We start from the raw sequence: 16307 nt of genomic DNA, 5'->3' as shown, positions 1-16307 counted from the left end.
TCTATTACATAAAAACATGATATAAAACATAAAACTTACATTGATTTGTTATTAACTTTATACCACTTTATTTTTTTTCATTTAAAAACATTTTCATATGCAGAACTTTGATCAGAAACACATTAAAAATGTGGCATTCGTGGGGGCGCATGGCGTTGGTAAAACAACGCTCACAGAATGTATGCTTTTTGAAGCAGGACTTATAAACCGCAGAGGTAGTACCGGCGAGGGCAATACTGTATCCGACTATCATAAGATAGAAAAGGAAAAGCAAATGAGCATCTTTACCACACCTTTGCATACCGAATGGAGAAATTATAAGATCAATATTTTCGATACGCCCGGCCTGGACGATTTCATAGGTGAGATCATTGCCGGCGTAAAGGCTGCAGACACCATCGTAATGGTAGTAAGCGCCCAACACGGCGTAGAGTCAGGTACAGAGGTGATCTGGAACTACATCAACCGCTATCGCAAGCCCACGATTTTTGCCATCAACCAGGTAGACCACGAACTGGCCGATTACGACAGAGCCTTACAGAGTATCAAAGAATCATATGGAAGTAATGTGGTGCAAATACAATACCCCATTATGTACCAGGGAAGCCGCGCGATCATAGATGTGCTTACCATGAAAATGTATGTGTTTAAAGACGAAGGAGGCAAACCGGATAAAAAATCGATACCCGAAGAGGAGCAGGAAAAAGTAAACACACTTTTAAATGAGCTGGTAGAAAAAGCTGCCGAGAATGAAGAAACACTGATGGAAGTTTTTTTTGATAAAGGTACGCTTACAGAAGACGAACTGAAACAGGGTATTAAGATAGGCATGATGAACAACTCTTTCTATCCCCTGTTCTGCCTGTCTGCCGAGAAGAATATGGGCAGTGGCCGCCTGATGGGCTTTATAGACAATGTGGCGCCATCTGCAGTTGATAAGCCGCCGTTCTCAACAGCTAACGGAAAAGAAATCAGCTACGACGAATCTTTACCTGTATCTGCCTATGTGTTTAAAACGCAGTATGAACCCAATCTCGGGAAGATAAATTTTGTAAAGATCATGACGGGCAAGTTAAAAGCAGGCATTACCGTTACGGATTTTAATACACGCAAGGAAGAAAATATCAATAACTTATTCATCATAGACGGCGCTAAACGAAACAATGTAGATCAACTGGTGGCAGGCGATATAGGCGCTGTCATCAAGCTGCGCGATGTGGAAACCAATACCACGCTGCACGCACCGGATTTTGATGTACAGATCATACCAATGGATTATCCGCAGGCTAAAATGAAAAAAGCAATTTACGCTGCAAACAAAGCCGTGGAAGATAAGCTTAGCGAGGTAATGCGAAAGATTACTTCCCAGGATCCTACATTTGAAGTATCCTTCTCTAAGGAATTAAATCAGTGGGTGCTTGCTTGCCAGGGCGACCTGCATTTGTCCGTATTTGAATACCTGCTGAAAGAGTACGGCATGGAAGTACGGTTCGAAGATCTGAAAGTTGCCTACCGCGAAACTATCCAGAAATCAGCTAATACTTCTTACCGGCATAAAAAACAGTCAGGCGGCGCCGGGCAGTTCGCAGAAGTACACATGAAGGTAGAACCTTATTATGAAGGTATGCCTGAGCCCGAAGGTTTCAGCCTGCGGGGCAAGGAAGAGATTGACCTGGAATGGGGCGGAAAGCTGGTATTTTACAATTGTATCGTAGGTGGAGTAATTGATGCACGGTATGTGCCTTCTGTGCTGAAAGGTATAATGGAATCTATGGCCAACGGGCCTATCAGCGGATCCTATGTGCGTGATGTGCGGGTAATGTTGTACGACGGTAAAATGCATCCCGTAGACTCCAATGATATTTCCTTTAAAATAGCAGGAGCACGCGCTTTCAGCGATGGCATTTTAGATGCACAACCCAAACTCATGGAGCCTGTAGACCAGCTTGAGATCACGGTTCCAGAAGCTTTATCCGGCGATGTAATGAGTGAGTTGCAAACCCGCAAAGGCATGATCATGGGAATGGATGCGCTGGGTAAATACCAAAAGATCACAGCCAAAGTGCCGCAAGCCAACCTTACAGGCTTTTCCAGCAGCCTGCGCTCGCTTACGCAGGGTAGAGCCACCTTCACTTCCAGGTTTGATGGCTTCACACCTGTAGCGTCCAACGTACAGGAAGAAATCATGAAAAAACACAAACAGGAATTGCAGGAAGCTTAATACTTTAATTCTAAAACTGCCGGTGTGAGCCGGCAGTTTGATAAGAGGAAAGCGCTGAGCCTGACTACCTTTCATGAAGAAGGATTGGATGATCAAATTATATGATATTTCCTGTTACTTATTTTGTAAGTCAATACAGGAAAATAAACTAAACGCGCTAATCACGCAAATTCAATTTCCTTGTAGAAATCAAAAAAACCGTGGCAGATCTATTTGAATATTTATATTATCAATTGTACTGCCGGTTCATTGTTCATTTCAAAGTATGAATTTACAGCAGCTCATAAATTTGCTTTCAATTCTTCCATAGTACCGCCAACCGTTGTAATTAGATATTTATTGTCTTTTGCATAGGCAGAGAAGTTAGTATTGTAATTTTTAATTTTACTTATCTCCTTATCTCAGCACGCGCGCATCAGCCGTTAATTTTCTATCTTTATCGCTCAAAAAATAGCTATGAGCAGAGTAATCAATACGGGCATTGCGTCTTATGGTATGAGTGGTAAACTTTTCCATGCCCCTTTCATTGAGGCCAATCCACACTATCAGTTAACAGCGATTGTAGAAAGGCATAAAAATGAATCGCGGGAGAAGTATCCGAAATCACGGTTGTACCGTTCGTTTGAGGAGATGCTATGTGATGATGATATTGAACTGGTAGTTGTGAACACGCCGGTACAAACACATTTCGAATACGCAAAGGCAGCCCTGAACGCCGGTAAAAAAGTAATTGTTGAAAAACCTTTCACCGTCAATGCGGAAGAAGCATCCGCACTTGGCGCACTGGCTGCTGAAAAAAGTTTGTTCCTGAGTGTTTATCAAAACCGCCGATACGATGGCGATTTCCTGGCACTGAAGGAAATTGTTGATCACCAGCTTTTAGGTGAATTAAAAGAAGCCGAGCTCCGCTTCGACCGTTACCGTCCCGGTCATTCAGGCAAAGCGCATAAGGAAGGTACATTACCGGGCGCCGGGGGCCTGCACGATCTTGGTTCACATCTCATAGACCAGGCTATCCAGCTTTTTGGTTTTCCGCAAGCGGTATTTGCAGATGTATTTGCCATGAGAAAAGACGTGGAAGCCAACGATTATTTTGAATTGCTGCTTTATTATTCCAAGCCACTACGCGTACGTATTAAGGGTACCGTATTTGCCCGGGAGACATATTATTCATATATTTTGCATGGTGAAAACGGAAGCTTCCTTCAACACCGTTCAGACCTACAGGAACAGCAATTACTCAAAGATGTTATACCTTCGCTGGACCAGTGGATAGAAACACCGCAGGAAACCGACAACATGTTGCATGCTACGATAAACGGCGAAACAGTACGTCGCGCCGGCAGAACTATCCCGGGAAATTATATGAACTATTACGAAGATGTGTACAATGCCATAGTAAACGGCGCACCCAACCCGGTTCCGGCAGCGGATGCCGTTTTAACCATGCGCATCATTGATGCGGCATTGCAGAGCAATAAAGAACAAAAACTCATTACCATATAAAAAAACCAATGGCAACTAAAATTACTGTTTTGAGCAACGGCTCGCTTCGCGTAGAAGGAGACTTTGAAATCGTGGACAAAGAAGGAAACCTGTATGACCTGGGCGGCAGAACTGTTGTGTCGCTTTGCCGTTGCGGCAAATCGCAAAACAAACCCTTCTGTGACGGCTCTCATAAAGGGCATTTTGAGCATGATGCAAAAGCCTTTGCGCTACCACCAAAAAGTTAAGCAGAACTGAAAAATGCGGGAATTAAATTGATGTGTTCATGATTGTATTTGATGCTGTGTCTGTAAGCTATGGAAGAGAAACGGTGTTTAAAGATTTTTCTATGCACATAGCCAAAGGTGAGAAAGCAGTGCTGGCCGGGCCGTCAGGAGCCGGCAAATCTACCTTACTGCATGCAATCATGGGGTTTGTAAAACCTGCTTCGGGAAACATATCAGTAAACGGCCACACCGTTGATGCGGAGCATATACGCGAAATAAGGAAGCAGATTGCATGGCTGCCGCAGGATATATCCTTTAATGTAAAAAATAACAAGCAGCTTGCTTACCTGCCATTTACCTACACAGCCAACCAGCAGCTTATACCCGCTGAAAGCGAGATGAATAGTACGTTGCAGGCCCTATTGCTTCCTCCCGGTATCCTGAAAAAGAACACCAATGAAATTTCAGGCGGACAGAAACAACGCATATTGTTAGCTTCTATGCTGCTGTTGAAAAAACCTGTTTTGTTGTTGGATGAACCTACATCTGCACTGGATGCCGAATCTGTAAAAGCCTTGCTGGCATTGATTTTTACACACACAGAGCTTACAGTCCTGAGCACATCGCACGACAGGTTATGGGTAGAAAATATGGACCGCATCATTAACCTTAAAAAAATACAACACACATGAACGGCGTTCAGGACATAAGCTGGATGGACCTGGCGACTGGTTATCTTTTACTGCTTATACCTATTTTGGTATTCCGTTACTATCAAACAGGCATGATACGCTCCACGCTGATCGCTGTATTACGCATGAGCATTCAGTTGTACCTGGTGGGGCTCTATCTTCAGTACATCTTTGACCTCAACAGCCACTGGATAAATATCGGTTGGGTGCTAATTATGATTGTTATTGCATCCCTTACAGCCATCAGCAGAAGCGGCCTTAGCTGGAAATTATTTTTACTGCCGATATTGGCTGCTATGCTGTTAAGTGTGTTTGCGATTGATATGTATTTTCTGGGCGTGGTGCTAAAGCTTGACTATTTATTCGATGCCAGGTATTTTATTCCCATTACCGGCATGCTGATCGGAAATTGTATGTCTAACATCATTATTGCTCTGAACACTTTTTACAAAAGCCTTGACAGGGCACAGGCACAGTACCGTTTTGCGCTGGCCAACGGCGCTGCACGCGGTGAAGCGCTCAGGCCGTTTATAGCAGAGGCTTTGCGGAAGTCGCTCAATCCTACCATAGCCACCACTTCTGTTGTGGGGCTTATATCATTACCGGGTATGATGACTGGTCAGATACTTGGCGGCAGTGATCCGGCTGTTGCCATCAAATACCAGACCATGATCATGATCACCATACTGGTTTCTTCGCTGATCACAACCGTTCTGTCCATAGCCGTTTCCAACAGTTTTGTATTTGATGATATGGATATGCCGGCAAAAAAGATACTGCATTAAAAGCTTTGCTCATCCGCGCTGGGGCCATAACTTGCAGGAAGAGGTATATTCAGCAGCCTGTAATAAATACCCAATTGTGCCCGATGGTGCGTAATCTGGTTTAATGCATGGCGGATAGCGCCATACTTTGACCATGCTGCAAGCACAGTATCTGCATTAGATATTGACCAGTTGCCGTCAAGCGCCTCTGTAGTTGCGCTTTCCAAAGCCGTCTTCCCGGCATGGTAATTCTCCTCCAGTGCATTTACAAGTCCTTCCTTCGTATTTAGCGCCAAAGGCTGGTAACCATTTGCACCGAAATCAAGGTTATCTGTTTCCAGTATCACTTTAGGCCAGCTAAAGATTTCAGTGATGTGGATAGCCAGGTGTAGAAGTCCGGTGCTCTTCTCATGAGGCTTATAATCATTTTTCCCATCCGGGAATCTTTCAAAAAACTTCCGGGTCACTTTGTATTCATATTCCAACTCATGCTTTAATTCGTTTAGGATTTCCATGATTACAGTTTTTTATAAGCATAAAATTAGGTTTTTTAATTATAATAATAAATATTATTTTTACCGTCTTTATAACCACAGGCTAATCACATCATATCTTCCAGGCACAAATCATAATTTATATTTAATACAGAAACTATTTCACCATTAACAGATATCATTATCTTTGTAAGACATAACTGCCTGATTTTTTATTTTTAATAATGAAGAATAAAAATTTACATACACCCGGCGATAGTATCATTCATCGTTTTTGGTGATTTTTTTTGACTAACTGAAAAACCAACAGTTGAACATGAGATAACCCCCGGACATCTGGGTTAATCCTATAGGACAACCGGCCGTCTTACGGCAAACAAAACATATAAGAATGAAAATAAAGATTAAAAGCAGGGAGAAAATTATATCTGTAAAGAATAATACTGCATTAATCAACTGGCTGCGCACACACGATAGCGAACAGCTTGAAACTAATGAAGATTACATGCAGGCTTATGCAAAGCGAAAAGAGCTTTTCAACGGGCACTATATACGCACCGACAGCATAGATATCTTTGTTGAAGACCTTGTAAAGCTCGGATACATTGAATTGTTGTAAGTTTGGCATATTGGCGCTTAATATTACCTTCGCCTTATAATGAACCTGTATATTAAAAATATGGTTTGCAGCCGTTGCATAATGGCGGTTAGAGAAGTATTTGCCGGGTTAAATATTCAACCAGTACACATAGAGCTCGGGGAAGTAAAACTGCCGCAAAAGCTTACCTCTAAACAGTTACAACAACTGGATGCCAAATTGAAAAACATAGGCTTTGAAATACTCGGCAACCAGCACACAAAACTTATAGAAAAAATCAAGACTTCACTGATCACGCTGATTCAATCGGGCGATATCGCTGAACACTTCAGCCTTACAGATTATTTTACACAACTGTTGCACAAAGATTATTCCTACATCTCCAGGTTATTTTCAGAAGTAGAAGGCATCACAATTGAACAGTTTTTTATTTTACAAAAAATAGAAAAAGTAAAAGAACTGTTGATGTACGGAGAACGCAACCTTTCGGAAATAGCATGGATGCTGGGTTACAGCAGCGTGCAACATTTATCGGCACAGTTTAAAAAAGTCACCGGCCTTACACCCACACAACTCAAATCGTTGAAAAGGAACGATAGAAAACCGCTTGACAAGGTAAAATAAGTATAACTATTTTTCAAAATAGTATAACCGTTTGCTTTGCAAATAATGCAACTTTGCAATATCAAAACTATTTCAATGCAATATACATACAAAGTAGAAGGAATGACCTGCGATGGATGCCGCAGAAATGTGGAGCAGGCGCTTAATACGGTGAATGGTGTACAGGCTGAAGTGGCCCTAAAGCCCGGGGAAGCGCGCATCACATCCGATAAACCTATCACAGTACAACAATTGCAGGATGCGCTTTCTGCTAAAGGAAATTATTTTATCAAGACAGAAGATTTTGACGGTAAGGCTTACCACGAACAGCACAGGCACAACCTCCCGGAACACGATCAGCCAAAGCTTTCGGGAGGTTTTATGGAAAAGCATGCAGGGAAATATTATTGTCCTATGTATTGCGAAGGAGATAAGGTGTACGACAGCAATACAGGCTGTCCTGTTTGCGGCATGGACTTAGTACAAATACCCTTCAGGACTGCCGTACAATACACCTGCTCAATGCACCCTGAAGTAGTCAGCGATAAGCCGGGAAGCTGCCCGCTCTGCGGTATGGACCTCGTTCCGTTGGTTGCTAAAGAACAGAGCGGTGAAAATGCCACCTATCTTAAATTAAAAAATAAATTCTGGCTGGCTTTGGCCTTCACGGTTCCTGTATTCATTTTGTCGATGGGTAGTATGTTTGTCAGCTGGCCCTTTTCGCACCGGGTACAGGGGGCGCTGGAACTGCTATTGACGTTGCCGGTGTTGTTTTATGCCGGTTGGTTTGTTATGAAGCGGGGTTGGACATCTTTTAAAACACGCAATTTAAACATGTTCAGCCTCATCGCCTTAGGTGTGGCGGCAGCCTTTATATTCAGTATTGTTGCTTTATTCTTTCCTCATATTTTGCCGCATGAGATGTCTCACGGGGGTGCAACAGCTTTGTATTTTGAAGCCGTCTGCGTGATTTTAACGCTGGTGATCTTGGGGCAAATGCTCGAAGCCAAAGCACACATGAAAACGGGCAATGCTATCAAAGAACTGATGAATCTTTCCCCGGACACTGCGAATTTAATTGTGAACGGCAGCGAAAAGAAAGTGGCGCTTGCTGAGGTGAAGGCCGGTGATGTTTTACGCGTAAAACCCGGTGAAAAAATTCCCGTGGACGGTAAGATCACGGAAGGGAACTCTTCGGTGGATGAAAGTATGATCACGGGAGAGCCATTGCCTGCAGAAAAAGGTAAAGGAGACCCGGTTACTTCCGGCACCATCAACGGCAACGGTACCTTCTTAATGATCGCTGAGAAAGTTGGACAGGATACATTACTTGCGCAAATCATAAAAATGGTGAATGATGCCAGCCGCAGTAAAGCGCCCATTCAGAAACTGGCCGATAAGATTGCCAGGATCTTTGTGCCTGCGGTTATTGCTGTTTCGGTTGTTACCTTCATCGCCTGGTACCTGTTTGGAGGCGAGAACCGGCTCACATATGCTTTTATAAATGCTGTTGCGGTGCTGATTGTGGCCTGTCCCTGTGCTTTGGGCTTAGCCACACCTGTGAGTTTGATGGTGGGCATTGGTAAGGGCGCAAAAAATGGTATACTTATCAAAAATGCAGAAGCTTTGGAAGAAATGCACAAGGTAAATGTGCTCATCACCGATAAAACCGGTACCCTCACTGAAGGAAAGCCCGGCCTGGACAGTATTGAGCCTTATGAAAATGCTGACACGGAAGAGATGTTACAGTTGGCTGCCTCTCTGAACCAGAACTCTGAACATCCGCTTTCAGGCGCGGTTGTAGTAAAATATAAAGCCCAAAACCGCCCATTCCTGAAAACCCAGCATTTCGAAAACATTTCCGGCAAAGGCATCGTGGCAAATATTGAAGGACAGCAGGTATTGCTGGGTAATGAAGCCTTAATGCAGCAGTTTGATATTCCTATTCCGGATGTACTACATGAAAAAGTTGTACAAAGCCGCAATGCAGCAAAAACGATTTCTTATCTGGCTAAAGGGAATAAAGTTCTTGGCTTTTTGGCCTTCTCAGATAGAATAAAACCCACAGCGAGCCAGGCAGTAGCATACCTGCAGAAGCATCACATAGATGTAATGATGATCACCGGCGATAATGAACATACTGCCCGTGCCGTTGCCGGAGAGCTTGGCATAAAACATTACAAGGCCGGTGCATTGCCGCAGGACAAAATGCAGGAAATAAAGAACCTGCAAAGCGATGGTAAGGTAGTAGCAATGGCCGGTGACGGCATCAATGATGCACCTGCACTTGCGCAATCCGATGTGGGTATTGCCATGGGCACGGGTACGGATGTGGCTATTGAAAATGCTGAAATTACTTTGCTGCGCGGAGACATCCTTGGTGTGGTAAAAGCAAAAATACTCAGCGAGCGGTTGCTGAAGAATATTAAGCAGAACCTGTTCTTTGCATTTGTCTACAACACACTGGGCATACCGCTTGCGGCAGGTTTGCTGTATCCTTTCTTTGGTATTTTATTAAGCCCGATGATAGCAGCGGCTGCCATGAGTTTTAGTTCTGTTTCCGTGATTTTAAATTCTCTGCGGCTTAATAATGTTGATTTAAATATCAACGGGAAATAATGCTTCCGAAACCTGGCATATGTTGTAGCAGTTATCTGGTTTACTACTATAAAAGGTTTACTACTATAAAACAGATAGTTGTCTCCCGCGATGACATAATTATAGCATTACTGCTGATAATGCCAGAAAAGTTTTTATACAGGATTCGCCATGTAGGGTTTAAATCTGTTGTATATTTACAACAGCAGCATCAGAAGGTCGTGCATTAAATATATTGGCTGCGCAGGTTTTAAAATTAAAATCAAAAATTATGCATACATCTTTACGTAACAAAACTATTGTAATTACAGGTGCATCAAGCGGTGTTGGCCGTGCTGCTGCTGAAGCTTTTGCCCAGGAAGGTGCCAAGCTGGTATTGGCAGCAAGAGGGAAAGAAGCGCTGGCAGAAACTGTTGAAACCTGTGAACGGCTGGGTGCAAAAGCCATAGCGGTACAGACTGATGTTTCCAAAATAGAAGAAGTGGATAAACTGGTTCAGAAAGCTATTGACTTTGGCGGCAGCATAGATGTATGGGTAAATAATGCAGGCGTACTTGCGTTTGGCAAGTTTGATGAGATCCCCGCAGACGTTACCGACCAAATCATTAAAACAAACCTGCTGGGCTATGTACACAGTGCACATTCTGTATTGCCGGTATTTAAAGAGCAGCGCAGTGGCATATTGATAAATAATATCTCCATTGGCGGCTGGATGCCTGCACCTTATGGTACAGCCTATACTGCTTCAAAGTATGGTGTCCGCGGACTGGTGGAGGGTTTACAGGCCGAGGTATCTGAATATCCTGATATTCATATATGTGCTTTATATCCCGGTTTTCAGAAATCGGCGGGCATACAGCATGCGGGCAATTATTCAGGTATCAAACTTAGCACGCCGCCGCCGGCATTTGATCCCCGCCGTCTGGCTATGTCTATGGTTAAGGTTGCAAAATATCCTGTGCAATCAACTTATCCGGATGCGGCATCTTACATCTTTAAAAAAATGTATGATTTCTTCCCCGGCCTGGTAAGAGCTACTTCGGCTTATGCCATGCGTCTGGCAATGAAGTTTGCCAACAAAGCGCCTGTTTCGGAAGGTAATGTTTTAGAAGCATCCAAAGGGCCGATGAAAGTGCACGGCAGGGTGTTGGTACGGCATCCTGAAAAGGTAGCCAGGTACACAGCCATTGCTGCACTGGGCATTGCAGCGTTGATTATTTTATCGCGCAGCACTCAGAAAGAGAAAAGATAAACAGTATTATCTTTATTTTTTAAGCTTATTGTAGATATACTTGGTAACAATGGCGCCAAAAAGATAATATCCTACTGTCATCAATTTCTTTTTATCTGTAGATGCTACCGGCGCTTCATTCAGTCCCATTTGTTTAGGCAGGTATACAGCGCCCGCACCTGCGAGCAGCCCTGACAGGCCAGTGTGATTGGTTGCCGTAACGGCGTAATAGACACCGTTGGAGAGGATATCTCCGGCTAAGGTTGCAAGATAGCCCGTGTCTTCATCAGGCTGAGGGATAGCTGCCTTGTCAAGCCCTTTGCGTAAAGCTTCTTCGCCTACTTCGTTGATGTGGGGTACATTATCAAAATTTTTACGGATCACTTCATGTAAAATATTCAGGGCTATGGCGCCTCCGAAACCGGCAATAAGTTTTTTCATTTTTTAATGTTTGTATGGTTATCCTTACCCGCATTGGGTAAAGGCATGCTGGAATTATTTCTATCTTTTTCAAATATCTACAATAATCAATCCAATTTATGGCTATGTTGCAGAATGCTTGTCATTACTTACTTACAGTAAAAAGGAGAATGTGCAGCTATAAGGGGCATGATTTGTGATACCAGACTATTAACCAAAAATAATTATTATGAAGGCAGCAGTATTTCACAAACCAGGCACGATTACCTGCGACAATGTAGATGACCCAAGATTGCAAAAAGATGACGACGTTATTTTAAAAGTGACTGCTACTGCTATCTGTGGTAGCGACCTACACATGTATTCAGGCGGCATACCACAACCACGTCCAATGGTAATGGGCCACGAGTTCATGGGTGTTGTAGAAGAAGTGGGCAAGGGCGTAACCAGATTACAGAAAGGCGACAGGGTAGTGGTGCCGTTTCCGGTAGCCTGCGGCAGTTGCTTCTTCTGCAGAAACGAGCTGCCAACGGCATGTGAACACAGCAACCCGGAAAACTACGGACCTGAAGGCGGGCTCCTTACGGAAAAAGGCGGCGCTTTATTCGGCTACACGGATCTTTACGGAGGCTATGACGGCGGGCAGGCACAGTACGTAAGGGTGCCCTACGCCAATAACGGCCCCAGGATAGTGCCTGAAAACCTAACCGATGAGCAGGTGCTGTTTCTTACTGATATTTTTCCTACCGGCTATACGGGTATTATGTGGGGCGAAGTAAAGCCCGGCCAGAGCGTTGCCATCTTTGGTGCAGGACCAGTAGGTATTATGACTGCTAAAAGCGCTATTCTTGAAAATGCCGGGCAGGTGATAGTGATCGATACTTTGCAATACCGTCTCGATAAAGTGCAGCAACTCACGGGATGCGAAATTGTGAAGTGGGAAAACGCCAGCCAAGCCGTGGCAGAGATCCGTGAGAAGACTTTCGGGCGTGGCGCCGATGTTTGCATTGATGCCGTAGGCTTTGAGCCCGAAAGGAACCTCATTGACCGTGCTAAATCTGTAATCAATTTTGAAAAAGGTTCTTCTAAAGTGCTGGAAGCCTGCCTGAGTGCTGTGCGCAGAGGGGGCATAGTGCCTGTGCTGGGCGTATATCCCATGCATTACGATAATTTTCCGGTGGGGCAGATCTTTGATAAAGGCATTATCCTAAAAGCCGGGCAGGCGCCTGTACACAAAATCATTGATAAGCTGTTTGATTTTGTAAAAGACGGAAAAGTAAAACTGGATGATGTGATCACGCACCGCCTGTCTTTGCAGGACGTAGCCAAAGGCTATGAGATATTTGATAAAAAAGAAGATGGTTGTGTAAAAGTAGTGCTGGATCCGTGGATGTAGCCAGCGCTTATATAAAACCAGCAGGTAGTAATGCCTGCTGGTTTCTTATTGATTATTTGAAATCAAAACGTACTCCCACTGATATATTATTATGTTGAAGGTTGGGCGATTTAAATAACGGGTTCAGATCGTATTTTACATAGAAGGATGTTTCACCGAAACCTAGGTAGCCGCTGAGTCCGTAGACAAAATCATTAAGCTGGTAATCTCCTTTCAGTTTTTCCTTTTTTATTTTCCCTTCGTGATTGTATTTTAATTTTTGCCTGGCACCAATATTTAATCCTGCATAGCCGCCGATTCCCACTTTAAATTGTTTTTCTGTATCATACACATACCTGCCTTTTTTTTCAATCTTTCTGGAGGGCCCGAATTCAAAGTGTACCGGGAATACAAGATTGTAATAATTGAGCTTTGATTTTCTAAGGTCCACTGGGTATTTCTGTAGTTCTATAAGTTTGTTGTTGTTAACGAAATAGCGGTTGTCCGTAGGTTTCAGCCCATTGAACTGGAAGCTTATGCCATAATTGATCCTGGCAAAATTATTATCTTCCATCAGTCTGGTCTGGCCTGCAATGCCTAATTCTGCAAAACGGCTTCCCCATACTTTATAGTCGCTGCTGTTCAGACCCCGGCCTGATTGCAGCGTATTGTTGATGCCGGCGGCAAATACAAATATGCTTTCGGTTCTGCGCGCAGGCTTTATTTCGCGGACTGTTTCAGAAGCATCTCCCTTTTCCAGTCTGGCAATGCGCTCTTCTATTTTTTCTGCACGCCTTGCAGCGGCTTCTTTTTTTAATTTTTCAGCCTCTTCAAAAGTAATGACTTCGTCTTCGTATTGCTTGTTGATGGACAATACTTCTTTCTTTAATTTTTCTTTTTCTTCGTTGCGGATGACTTCCTTTTTTTTCTCCAGGATGACTATATCTTTCTGGGCAAATACATGCGGCAGGCTAAGCGTAAGCAACAATACGGTTAGAAAGCAAATCTTTTGCATAGTTTTTTGTTTTATAGAATAATAAATTAGGTGACTTATCCTGTCAAATGCTACCTGTCTGAAAATACAGTCTTGATCTTGTTGAGCCTGTTTTCGACTTCATCGTAAACTTTTGACTTAAAGGTTTTATTTTTTTGCAGATCATTTTCCACTTCGTCGAGCAATACGGTAGCTTTTGCGTGTTTTACTATGTTTTTTTTCTTTTTGAGTGCAAGCTCTTTTTGCGCATCTGCGAGCAACAGATCAGCTTCGGCAGCAGCGAGATTGTCGTATGCGACCATTTCTTTTTGATTCCTGGCAGGCGTATCATTTATCACTTCAGGGAGCGGATGGATGGCTGGCTGTGCTGTATTGGTGGCCTGAGAAGCCGTAAGTTGTTGATCGGTTTTGCCAACGCTTTCAACCTTTTCATGAATAGGCCGGTCTTTTATTACTACATTTGTTTTTTCTGCTTCCTGACTGATGGAAACCGGTGAAGGGTCTAGTTGAAATCCTTCTCCGGCCTGTATTGCAGAGGCTATGGGCGATGCTGTTTGTATGTTGCGTGCATTCTGGAGAAGGAGTGTTGAGGCGGCAATGATAGCCAGCAATGATGCTGCTGCCCAAAAGAATTTCATGTGTGCGGAGCGTGGCTTTGGTTTAGCTTTTATCTGTGACTGTATCCTGCCCCAGGCGGCGCCAGAAGGCTGTATGGTCCTTGCTTCCAGTTTATTTTTAAAGTTGGTATATGGGTTATCTTGATACATTTTCCTGCAGATTTAATTTTTCTAAGTTTTTCTGAAGCAATTTTTTAGCTTTGAACAATTGTGTCTTCGAAGTGCTTTCAGAGATGCCGAGCATGGCTGCAATTTCTTTGTGTGAATAATCTTCCAGCACGTACAGGAGAAAAACGGTCTTATAGCCTTCCGGCATTTTGTCTATCAATAGCTGTATTGCTTCTATATCCAGTTCATATAATTCATCGGGTATAATTTCTTTGTCTTCCACCTGCATGTTATCCTCTATGTACATCATTGCCTTATGGCTGCGCAAAAAGGATATGGCTTCCCTGGTCATTATCTTCCTGATCCACCCTTCAAAGCTTCCTTCGAATTTAAAGCTTGAAAGATTGGCGAAAACTTTACAGAACCCGCTGATCATCACGTCTTCAGCATATTGGATGTCTGCAATATAGTACCTGCAAACGCTGAGCATCTTGGAGGCAAACCTGTTGTATATTGCTTCCTGCGCTGCACTATGCTGTTTTATGGCATCCTTAATCAATAAGCGTATATCCGTACCAGGCAAATTTGTGTCCAAGTGTTTTATGCGGTTTTCTATAACTATAAGACGCAACAATAAGTAATTTGGTTGCCTGGGAAAAATAATTTTTTTTAATCTTGGTAAAAAAAATGCCGGCGTTGACAACGCCGGCTACAATTATTTTTTGGTAAGCTTGTTTATTTATTTTTTTCTTTCTTTTTACCCATGCTGGCATAATCCGTTTCACCCTGATCAGGAAACACAAGCGTTAGTTCCGGCCTGTTGAGCATTACGCCCATTTTCATACCGGCTTTTATATAATAACGTTCACCAAATTTCACATTCACACTTACAGATGCTTTCTTTTCAGTTTTCGCCCAGATCTCAGCCTTACCTTCTTTGGTAAGTTTAGCTTCAAATTTGTTGTTGTTCTTTACTCTTCCCAATACTTCTTCCGTACCATCTGCATAGGTTATATGAATATCGAATCCACTTAAGGCACCTGTGTAATTTCCAGGTCTGTAAATATAAGCGGTTGCAAAAGTATTGGAGGCGTCTGCCTGCTCATTGGTTTGTGCAAAACACAGATTTCCGATTAACAGAAATAAAAAAAATAGTTTTTTCATAATTGATTTTTTTGTATTAAAGAAATGAAATTATAGCATCAAAAATAAGGGTGCACAAAGTAGCAGGCAATCCCCGAAATAGAGGATTTTTTAAGTAATGATTTTAAAATAAAGTTTCAGTAAAAATACATTAAAGATTAATAACAGGCAAAACGGTTGTAAATAAGGGCTTTACAGCCGTTTTGTGATTTTTTGGTAATGAGGTAAAAAGCAGGAAAAAGCGAGGTTTGGCAAAAGTAAGGTTACTAAAACGTTACTTTTAAATATTAGAAACAATCGTTTTAAAATACTGTATTTCAGCTTTCTGCATAGTTTTTCATATTGTTCAGTAGCTCACATAGGTTTAATTTTATCATTAAGAATTGTGAGTATGGAAACGACAACGGACGGATTTACGGAGTAACTTTCATTGACCACGAGAGCCGTAGTGTATGGAATGGTTCACAGTTAGACAGAAACCTGTCTGCAAATGTTTTTAACGATTGGTGGAACAACGGCAACAAACCCGAACTGAAAACACAGGATAACCCTCTTTCCAAAACGAATACAATAGACAACCAACCAACGAAAGACCTTTTTGAGTTTATCCCAGAGGAACATTCTCAGAATTTCGATATAGGATTATTCAGCCTTTTACCTGATGCACAAGGCGTGGATTATAAAGAAGAAACATTTGCTAAACGGATGAAGAAGAAAAAGAGACGATTGCAATAAAC

17 protein-coding genes are annotated in these 16307 nt (G+C 42.8%); 11 read left to right on the top strand and 6 right to left on the bottom strand.

From position 1 onward, the window contains the following. The first annotated feature begins 97 nt into the window (after positions 1–97). The 5 genes from OD355_RS06075 to OD355_RS06055 all read left to right on the top strand — a co-directional run bounded on the left by OD355_RS06075 (position 98) and on the right by OD355_RS06055 (position 5410). Positions 98–2221 carry an elongation factor G gene (locus OD355_RS06075; protein ID WP_263037569.1) on the top strand — a complete coding sequence of 708 codons (2124 nt, stop codon included), beginning with the start codon at positions 98–100 and terminating at the stop codon, positions 2219–2221. 456 nt (positions 2222–2677) lie between these two features. Further along, positions 2678–3727: a Gfo/Idh/MocA family oxidoreductase gene (locus OD355_RS06070; RefSeq protein ID WP_263037568.1), complete on the top strand. Its 1050-nt coding sequence runs from the start codon at positions 2678–2680 to the stop codon at positions 3725–3727. An 8-nt stretch (positions 3728–3735) separates the two neighbouring features. Further along, the gene (locus tag OD355_RS06065) at positions 3736–3954 is read left to right on the top strand and encodes a CDGSH iron-sulfur domain-containing protein (protein ID WP_263037567.1); all 219 of its coding nucleotides are present in this window, start codon (positions 3736–3738) and stop codon (positions 3952–3954) included. A 38-nt stretch (positions 3955–3992) separates the two neighbouring features. After that, the gene (locus tag OD355_RS06060) at positions 3993–4625 is read left to right on the top strand and encodes an ABC transporter ATP-binding protein (RefSeq protein WP_263037566.1); all 633 of its coding nucleotides are present in this window, start codon (positions 3993–3995) and stop codon (positions 4623–4625) included. Further along, positions 4622–5410: an ABC transporter permease gene (locus tag OD355_RS06055; protein WP_263037565.1), complete on the top strand. Its 789-nt coding sequence runs from the start codon at positions 4622–4624 to the stop codon at positions 5408–5410. The genes OD355_RS06060 and OD355_RS06055 overlap by 4 nt, the downstream gene beginning before the upstream one ends. On the opposite strand, the gene OD355_RS06050 is transcribed toward OD355_RS06055, so the two are convergent. Continuing rightward, the gene (locus OD355_RS06050; protein WP_263037564.1) at positions 5407–5904 is read right to left on the bottom strand and encodes a DinB family protein; all 498 of its coding nucleotides are present in this window, start codon (positions 5902–5904) and stop codon (positions 5407–5409) included. The two genes, OD355_RS06055 and OD355_RS06050, sit on opposite strands and share 4 nt — an antisense overlap. 370 nt (positions 5905–6274) lie before the next feature. Between OD355_RS06050 and OD355_RS06045 the strand changes: the two genes are divergently transcribed. The 4 genes from OD355_RS06045 (at position 6275) to OD355_RS06030 (ending at position 10934) form a co-directional block, all read left to right on the top strand. After that, positions 6275–6502: a hypothetical protein gene (locus tag OD355_RS06045; protein WP_263037563.1), complete on the top strand. Its 228-nt coding sequence runs from the start codon at positions 6275–6277 to the stop codon at positions 6500–6502. A gap of 39 nt (positions 6503–6541) precedes the next feature. Beyond that, positions 6542–7105, top strand: coding sequence for a helix-turn-helix domain-containing protein (locus tag OD355_RS06040; protein ID WP_263037562.1), 564 nt, complete (start codon positions 6542–6544; stop codon positions 7103–7105). A gap of 75 nt (positions 7106–7180) precedes the next feature. Further along, entirely contained in the window at positions 7181–9703 is a 2523-nt protein-coding gene (locus OD355_RS06035) for a heavy metal translocating P-type ATPase (RefSeq protein ID WP_263037561.1), read from the top strand. 250 nt (positions 9704–9953) lie between these two features. Beyond that, on the top strand, positions 9954–10934 hold the full coding sequence (locus OD355_RS06030) for an SDR family oxidoreductase (protein WP_263037560.1): 981 nt from the start codon (positions 9954–9956) through the stop codon (positions 10932–10934). Positions 10935–10946: 12 nt separating this feature from the next. Here the strand turns inward: OD355_RS06030 and OD355_RS06025 are convergent, their stop codons facing one another. Further along, positions 10947–11354, bottom strand: coding sequence for a hypothetical protein (locus OD355_RS06025; protein WP_263037559.1), 408 nt, complete (start codon positions 11352–11354; stop codon positions 10947–10949). Positions 11355–11562: 208 nt separating this feature from the next. Here OD355_RS06025 and OD355_RS06020 point away from each other — a divergent pair, with 208 nt between their 5' ends. Next, the gene (locus tag OD355_RS06020) at positions 11563–12729 is read left to right on the top strand and encodes a zinc-dependent alcohol dehydrogenase (RefSeq protein WP_263037558.1); all 1167 of its coding nucleotides are present in this window, start codon (positions 11563–11565) and stop codon (positions 12727–12729) included. Positions 12730–12781: 52 nt separating this feature from the next. On the opposite strand, the gene OD355_RS06015 is transcribed toward OD355_RS06020, so the two are convergent. From OD355_RS06015 to OD355_RS06000, 4 genes are all read right to left on the bottom strand, one after another. Then, positions 12782–13723, bottom strand: a complete 942-nt coding sequence (locus OD355_RS06015) for a hypothetical protein (protein WP_263037557.1) — start codon at positions 13721–13723, stop codon at positions 12782–12784. Between the two features lie 50 nt (positions 13724–13773). Further along, positions 13774–14469, bottom strand: coding sequence for a hypothetical protein (locus OD355_RS06010; protein WP_263037556.1), 696 nt, complete (start codon positions 14467–14469; stop codon positions 13774–13776). Then, positions 14456–15022, bottom strand: coding sequence for an RNA polymerase sigma factor (locus OD355_RS06005; RefSeq protein ID WP_263037555.1), 567 nt, complete (start codon positions 15020–15022; stop codon positions 14456–14458). Before OD355_RS06005 ends, OD355_RS06010 begins: the two co-directional genes overlap by 14 nt. Before the next feature lie 140 nt (positions 15023–15162). Beyond that, on the bottom strand, positions 15163–15591 hold the full coding sequence (locus OD355_RS06000; protein WP_263037554.1) for a hypothetical protein: 429 nt from the start codon (positions 15589–15591) through the stop codon (positions 15163–15165). Between the two features lie 321 nt (positions 15592–15912). On the opposite strand from OD355_RS06000, the gene OD355_RS05995 reads away from it, so the two are divergent. Beyond that, positions 15913–16305: a hypothetical protein gene (locus OD355_RS05995; protein ID WP_263037553.1), complete on the top strand. Its 393-nt coding sequence runs from the start codon at positions 15913–15915 to the stop codon at positions 16303–16305. The last annotated feature ends 2 nt before the right edge of the window (positions 16306–16307 follow it).

Origin of the sequence: Haoranjiania flava (assembly GCF_025631005.1) — a bacterium.
GTDB classification, from domain to species: Bacteria; Bacteroidota; Bacteroidia; order Chitinophagales; family Chitinophagaceae; genus Haoranjiania; species Haoranjiania flava.
This window is presented reverse-complemented; position numbering and strand designations above follow the sequence as displayed.

Bases quoted from the DNA above. Each gene is read 5' to 3' on its own strand.
- OD355_RS06075 (WP_263037569.1), top strand. From the start codon at position 98: ATGCAGAACTTTGATCAGAAACACATTAAAAATGTGGCATTCGTGGGG.
- OD355_RS06025 (WP_263037559.1), bottom strand. From the start codon at position 11,354: ATGAAAAAACTTATTGCCGGTTTCGGAGGCGCCATAGCCCTGAATATT.
- OD355_RS06020 (WP_263037558.1), top strand. From the start codon at position 11,563: ATGAAGGCAGCAGTATTTCACAAACCAGGCACGATTACCTGCGACAAT.
- OD355_RS06070 (WP_263037568.1), top strand. From the start codon at position 2,678: ATGAGCAGAGTAATCAATACGGGCATTGCGTCTTATGGTATGAGTGGT.
- OD355_RS06030 (WP_263037560.1), top strand. From the start codon at position 9,954: ATGCATACATCTTTACGTAACAAAACTATTGTAATTACAGGTGCATCA.
- OD355_RS06050 (WP_263037564.1), bottom strand. From the start codon at position 5,904: ATGGAAATCCTAAACGAATTAAAGCATGAGTTGGAATATGAATACAAA.
- OD355_RS06035 (WP_263037561.1), top strand. From the start codon at position 7,181: ATGCAATATACATACAAAGTAGAAGGAATGACCTGCGATGGATGCCGC.
- OD355_RS06060 (WP_263037566.1), top strand. From the start codon at position 3,993: ATGATTGTATTTGATGCTGTGTCTGTAAGCTATGGAAGAGAAACGGTG.
- OD355_RS06065 (WP_263037567.1), top strand. From the start codon at position 3,736: ATGGCAACTAAAATTACTGTTTTGAGCAACGGCTCGCTTCGCGTAGAA.
- OD355_RS06015 (WP_263037557.1), bottom strand. From the start codon at position 13,723: ATGCAAAAGATTTGCTTTCTAACCGTATTGTTGCTTACGCTTAGCCTG.
- OD355_RS06055 (WP_263037565.1), top strand. From the start codon at position 4,622: ATGAACGGCGTTCAGGACATAAGCTGGATGGACCTGGCGACTGGTTAT.
- OD355_RS06040 (WP_263037562.1), top strand. From the start codon at position 6,542: ATGAACCTGTATATTAAAAATATGGTTTGCAGCCGTTGCATAATGGCG.
- OD355_RS06010 (WP_263037556.1), bottom strand. From the start codon at position 14,469: ATGTATCAAGATAACCCATATACCAACTTTAAAAATAAACTGGAAGCA.
- OD355_RS06045 (WP_263037563.1), top strand. From the start codon at position 6,275: ATGAAAATAAAGATTAAAAGCAGGGAGAAAATTATATCTGTAAAGAAT.
- OD355_RS06000 (WP_263037554.1), bottom strand. From the start codon at position 15,591: ATGAAAAAACTATTTTTTTTATTTCTGTTAATCGGAAATCTGTGTTTT.